Below are 5,599 nucleotides of genomic sequence, written 5' to 3'. Positions count from 1 at the left end.
AAGGCGACGACGACCTCCGCGAACGCATCATCACCGCCGTCGAAGACGCCATCGGCCCCATCGCACGACCCGAGCAGGTCGTGTTCACGCCCGAACTGCCGAAGACGCGCTCCGGGAAGATCATGCGCCGCCTCCTCGAGGACATCGCCAACGACGAGGAGCTCGGGGACACGTCGACGCTCCGCAACCCCGACGTCGTCGACGACATTCAGGCGAAGGTCGGCGGCGACTAATCCGCCGACGCGGCCGTCGAAGGACCGCCTCGACAGGCCGTTCGGGTTAGAGGTACGCCGAATCCCAGCGGGTCGCCTTCCGCCGGTTCCCGCAGTCGTTGCACTCGACGCGACCCATCGTGTCCATCGAGTTGTCCACGGACCCACAGTTCGCGCAGTAGAACCCGTACCTGTTCTCGCGGGCCTCCGTCCGGTAGGTCGCGTAGAACGGCGCTTCCGAGCCGCGCTCGCGTTCGTCGTACGCCACGAACACAGTGCCGTCGTCGACGCTGAGCTCCTCGGTGAGTTCGGCGGCGCTGCCCTCGGGGAGGTTCACGTAGAGGTGTTCGGTCTCGGACTCGCCGCCGATTTCGAGGGTGCGCTGGCCGGTGCGGGCGTACCCGTGGGCCTGGTAGAACTCGTTGCCCTCGCGGTTCGCCGCGAGCACGCGGCCCTCCACGCGGTTCGCACCTGCCTCCAGGAGCTCGGTTTCAGTTCGTTCGAGCAGGCGTCGGCCGAGGCCCCGGTTTCGGTGGTCGGGGTGGACGTGCAGCCACTGGATGGCCGCGACGCCCTCCCTGGCCGCCGGCTCCTCCGGACGCGAGCCGTCCTCGGGCTGGCGGACGTCGAGTTCGCTCTCCGAGAACGCCACGACCTCCTCGTCGTCCACGGCGACCAGGTAGACGACGTCGTCGTCGGCGAGTCGCGAATCGAGTCGGTCGGTCTCGTACCATTCTTCGGCGGCCGTCTCGACGATGTCGTCGCCGAGCTGGTCGGCGTACGTGGCTTCCAGTGACGCGCCCGCCACGCGCCGAATCCCGGGTACGTCGTCCTGGGTAGCCTCGCGCACGTTCATACCGACACTAACGTCACCACGCCACTAATACCTACTCGCGGAACCGACAGCCCTCGCTCGCCCGGCCGCTCACGCGGACTCCGCGCGCTCCGACACGTACCGGATAGCGAGCAGGCCGACGCCCAGCGAGACGCCGACCATCAGCACGCCGAACAGCGCGAGATTCGGGCCGGTCAACTCGAACGTTATCGGCCCGAAGCTCCCGACCTGCGCGCCCGGCCCCTCCACGAGCGGACCGTCCGGTCCGCCGTTCCCGTACACGATGGCGCCGAGCACGTACCCGAAGAGGCCCGCGACGGCGACGGCCGTCACGTACATCCAGAGCACGACCCGACGACCGCTCGTCTCTCGTTCGCTCACACCCGACCGTAGGCAGCGGAGTGGGTAGCCTTTTGCGGTGTCGCCGCCAAACGCCGGACATGGAAGACAAGGAACTCATGTTCCTGGTGCTGGCCGCCATCGCCGTGTTGATGTTCCTGACCGGGTTCGTGCTCGTCGTGGCCTGACGCGGGCGCGTCCCGTCTCGTTTTTCGCGTCGTTGCGTCGCTACAGCGCGGTCGTACAGCGTCGGCGTCGTAGACGTCCCTCCGTCGGGTGCGCAGAAGAAGTCCAATCGGCTGTGCGCTGGAATCGAACCCAGCGTGCTGGCTTCGTCAGTCCGCGGCCTGGTCGTCCTCGGGTTCGCCGCCGTCCGGCACGGCGGGCACCGGAGACTCGCGTTGCTGGTCGTACCACGACCAGTCCTTCGTGAACTGGTCGGTCTGCTCGAGATTCCACGGGTCACCGGACTCGACGCGCGGGCCCTCGCGCCAGGAGACGACCATGTTGAACAGCCAGAACAGCGTGCTGACGCCCATCAGGAACGCGCCCGCGGTGGCGATCTGGTGGGCAGTGAGGAACTGCGGGAGGTAGGTGGCGTACCGCCGCGGCATGCCGCCGTACCCGAGCCACAGCATCGCGAGGAACGTCAGGTTCGACCCGACGAGCGCCGTCCAGAAGTGGATGTGCGCGAGCCGCTTCTGGTACATGCGGTTGGTGAACATCGGGAACCAGTAGTACGTCCCCGCGAACAGCGCGAACCCGATGGCGCCGTACACGATGAAGTGGAAGTGACCGACGACGTAGTAGGTGTCGTGGAGGATGAGGTCGACGGGCACGGCGGCGAGGAAGACGCCGGTGACGCCGCCGATGATGAAGTTCTGCACGAAGCCGATGCAGAACAGCATCGGGGCGGTGAGCCGGAGCTTCCCGTTCCACATCGTCGTGATCCAGTTGAAGACCTTCACCGCGGACGGTATCGCGATTGCTAACGACACCGCCATGAAGCTCGCGCGGAGGCGCGGGTCGATGCCCGTGGTGAACATGTGGTGGGCCCAGACGCCGAAGCTCAGCACCCCGATGGCGAGCGTGGAGTAGACGACGAACTTGAACCCGAACAGCTTCCGGCCGGAGAACTTCGGCAGGATGAGACTGACCAGTCCCATCGGCGGCAACACGAGGATGTACACCTCGGGGTGGCCGAAGAACCAGAACAGGTGCTGCCAGAGAATCGGGTCGCCGCCGCTCACGGTGAAGAACGTGGTTCCGAAGTTCCGGTCCAGCAGCAACATCACGAGCGCGCTCCCGAGCAGCGGGAACGAGAACAGGATGAGGCCGGACTGCGTGAGCATCGTCCACGAGAAGATGTCGAGACTCGGCCACCCGACGTCGTCGCCGCGCTCCGTGAAGATGGTCGCGATGAAGTTGATGGCGCCCATCGTCGCGGAGACGCCGGTCAGGTGCAGACCCAGCAGCATCATGTCGACTGCGGGCGACGCCATTTCGATGGACAGCGGCGTGTACATCGTCCAGCTGGTCTGCGCGGTGGCGATGCTCGGAATCATGAATCCGCTCCAGATGAGGAGGGCGCCCGGCGGGAGCAGCCAGAACGCGATGGCGTTGATGCGCGGGAACGCCATGTCGTCGGCGCCGATCAGCAGCGGGATGAAGTAGTTCCCGAACGCCGCGATCATCGGCGTCCCGAACAGGAACAGCATCGTGATGCCGTGGCTCGTCAGGAGGCCGTTGTAGAGTGCGGGGCCGATGACGTCCGTGGCGGGCGCGGCGAGTTCCGTCCGCATCAGGAGGACGGCGAGGCCGCCCCACGCGAACGCGAGCGTTCCGTACGCGCCGTAGAGAATCCCGATGTCCTTGTGGTCGACAGTAGTGAACCACCGGACGATGCCGCCCGGCTTCTCTTCGTGTCCGTGGTCGGTGCGCTCCCCGAGGGCACCGCCGACGTCGCTGAGGGGCGTGTACGACCGCCAGTCCTCGAGCCGTGCGAGGGCGGCGGCCACGGCGACGAGCAGGACGCCCATCAGGACAGTTAGCACCAGAGATGACGTGGCCATGCACGACTGTCGGGTTTCGACGGTAAAGAAAGCTTAGGATTCCGGCCGCGCGCGAGCCGGCAAAAATCGCAGGAAGACACTTCGATCAGGACTGAGTCTGTTGACACGTTCGAGCGGACTATCAACGCCGGAGGAGGCACCCCATCCGCCCGGAGCGCAAGCGGCAGGAATGGACGTCCGCGAACACCAAACTCCAGATCGAGTGAGACAGTTCGGCGGCGCGTGCCACCGAGCTAGTTCAGCGAGCGAGCGCGGGCAGCCCGTTCAGTGGCCCGCTTGCTCGTCCTCGGTTTCGATGCGCTTGGCCGCGGCGTAGGTGAGGACGGCGAGGCCGACGAACACCCAGCCGACCAGGATGAACTGGATGACGCGCTCCAGCGTGAATCCCGAACCCCAGGGGTTCACGACGATGAACGCGACGAAGAAGAACGCGAGGATGGCAAGCGGAACGATGTTGACCGTGAGGTCGAGGAGCGTGTCCTTGTCGAAGATGGTGGACGTCATTGTGAGAGGGTCGGAGCGGCGGACAAATATACCTTGAGGATTCCCGCTCGATGCCGTGGCCGATAGATTCGACCCACGGCGGATCCGGGCGTCCGTGGGACGTCGACAGGTCAGAGGCGCCCGGTCTCGTAGAGGAACAGCGCGACTGCCGCGGCGGCGACGACGACGGCGGTCCCACCGAACGCGAGGCCGCGCGCGGTCGCTGCCGTGCCGACGTAGAGCCCGGCACCAGCGGCCCCGAACACTGCGGCGATACCGGCCGCGGGCCGGTACAGCGTTTCGGCGAACCCGGACTCCCGGAGAATGCCGACGACGCTTCCCGCGAGCAACAGCAGGCCGCCGACCGCGAGCGGGAGCAGGCCGTCGAAGACGATGCCGATTTCGGAGACGACGATACCCAACACGAGTGGAATCGGCCACGGGCTGGCGCGCGCGTACTGGTCGCTCAGTCCCTGCTCCGTTTGCTCGACCATACCACGACTTCGGCGTCGCGGGTTAGAAAGCCATCGCTTCCGCGCCTGCGGAGCCGCCGGGAGCAATCACAGACCGGCGTCCCTCTCGGACCCCGCGCTATCAGACGGCGACGACGGCGTACGTCATCAGGAACCCGAAGTAGAGGAGCACGAGCGCCGCGAGCGCGCGCAGTCTGAACGACTGCAGGTCCTCGGACTCGCTGCGGTAGGCGGCCGCGTAGGCGTCGCGTTCGCTGTCGTCGAGGTCCTCGTAGTGGTTCAGGCCGCGGTGGAGGTCCCGGAGGCGCTCGGTCGGGAAGGGGTCGCCACAGTGGGGGCACCTGGGGGCATCGTCCGGGTCGTCGGCCGGCTCCGTCCCCGGGGTGGCGGCGTCTGCGTCCGAGTCTGGAGTGGTTGTTTCGACGGACATGGTCAGAGGAACGGTGGCTCGACGGCCGGCTGGCCGACGATCCAGAGGCTGGTCATCGTGTAGAACACCATCGCGAGCGTGAGCGCGTACTGGCTGCGGATCGCCTGCAAGCGCCCCGGGAGTTCGTCGTATGCGGTGGCGTGAGCGACCCAGATGGCGAGCAGGTGCCCGAGCAGCACCGCCGCAACGCCGACGCCCGACAGCCACCCCGGAAGGACGAGCGTGCGTGCGGCCGGCGGGTTCAGCGGGGACGACAGCGCCCCGACCAGAGACGGCGACAGCGACAACGCGTACACGAGATAGTGCGCGAGGTGATAGCCGGCCGCGATGGCGAGCAGGGACGGTGCGAACCGCCGCGCAATGTGGTCGGCGTCAGTGAACGTCGGCGCCGTCTCGCGGGCCGTCCGCGCCGCCCACCAGTAGAGACGGTGGAACGCGAGGAACCCGGCGAGCAGCGCCGCCGGATAGAGGACGACCGCGGGAACGCCACTGGAAACCATCGTGCGCGCGACCGACGCCCACGCGGGCGTGCCGACGAGGCCGTCGTACGTCGTCCCCCAGAGCAGCGCTATGACGAACGCTACCCCGCCGTCGGTGGTGACGACGTCGTCGGTCAACCGCATCGCGGGGAGGCGCAGCGAGAGGCCGTCCGCCGTGCGCTGGACGGGCGCGACCGAGCCGTACGACCGGAACAGCCGTGACAGCGGGTCGACGTCGTCGAACCACTGGTCGTGGCCGACGGCGAGGACGCCGAC

7 protein-coding genes and 1 pseudogene are annotated in these 5,599 nt (G+C 67.3%); 1 reads left to right on the top strand and 7 read right to left on the bottom strand.

The genetic code is table 11. The features are described from left to right. A partial coding sequence (locus tag GRX66_RS15855) for an AMP-binding enzyme (protein WP_449271470.1) occupies positions 1 to 233 on the top strand: 233 nt, incomplete at its 5' end. A gap of 46 nt (positions 234 to 279) precedes the next feature. Here the strand turns inward: GRX66_RS15855 and GRX66_RS15850 are convergent. From GRX66_RS15850 to GRX66_RS15820, 7 genes and pseudogenes are all read right to left on the bottom strand, one after another. Beyond that, positions 280 to 1,068, bottom strand: a complete 789-nt coding sequence (locus GRX66_RS15850) for a GNAT family N-acetyltransferase (RefSeq protein WP_159527399.1) — start codon at positions 1,066 to 1,068, stop codon at positions 280 to 282. Between the two features lie 69 nt (positions 1,069 to 1,137). Next, on the bottom strand, positions 1,138 to 1,428 hold the full coding sequence (locus GRX66_RS15845; RefSeq protein ID WP_325064152.1) for a DUF7520 family protein: 291 nt from the start codon (positions 1,426 to 1,428) through the stop codon (positions 1,138 to 1,140). Positions 1,429 to 1,721: 293 nt separating this feature from the next. Next, positions 1,722 to 3,458 (bottom strand): cytochrome c oxidase subunit I, encoded by a 1,737-nt coding sequence (gene ctaD / locus GRX66_RS15840; RefSeq protein ID WP_201293065.1) that lies wholly within the window; start codon positions 3,456 to 3,458, stop codon positions 1,722 to 1,724. A 264-nt stretch (positions 3,459 to 3,722) separates the two neighbouring features. Further along, positions 3,723 to 3,962, bottom strand: coding sequence for a DUF6684 family protein (locus GRX66_RS15835; RefSeq protein WP_159527398.1), 240 nt, complete (start codon positions 3,960 to 3,962; stop codon positions 3,723 to 3,725). Between the two features lie 110 nt (positions 3,963 to 4,072). Next, entirely contained in the window at positions 4,073 to 4,435 is a 363-nt protein-coding gene (locus GRX66_RS15830; RefSeq protein ID WP_159527397.1) for a DUF7541 family protein, read from the bottom strand. A gap of 100 nt (positions 4,436 to 4,535) precedes the next feature. Beyond that, positions 4,536 to 4,844, bottom strand: coding sequence for a DUF7410 domain-containing protein (locus tag GRX66_RS15825; RefSeq protein WP_159527396.1), 309 nt, complete (start codon positions 4,842 to 4,844; stop codon positions 4,536 to 4,538). 2 nt (positions 4,845 to 4,846) lie between these two features. Next, a pseudogene (locus tag GRX66_RS15820) lies at positions 4,847 to 5,599 on the bottom strand (hypothetical protein); the annotation flags it as partial.

This window comes from Halobacterium bonnevillei, from assembly GCF_009831555.1.
In the GTDB taxonomy this organism is placed as follows: domain Archaea; phylum Halobacteriota; class Halobacteria; order Halobacteriales; family Halobacteriaceae; genus Halobacterium; species Halobacterium bonnevillei.
This window is presented reverse-complemented; position numbering and strand designations above follow the sequence as displayed.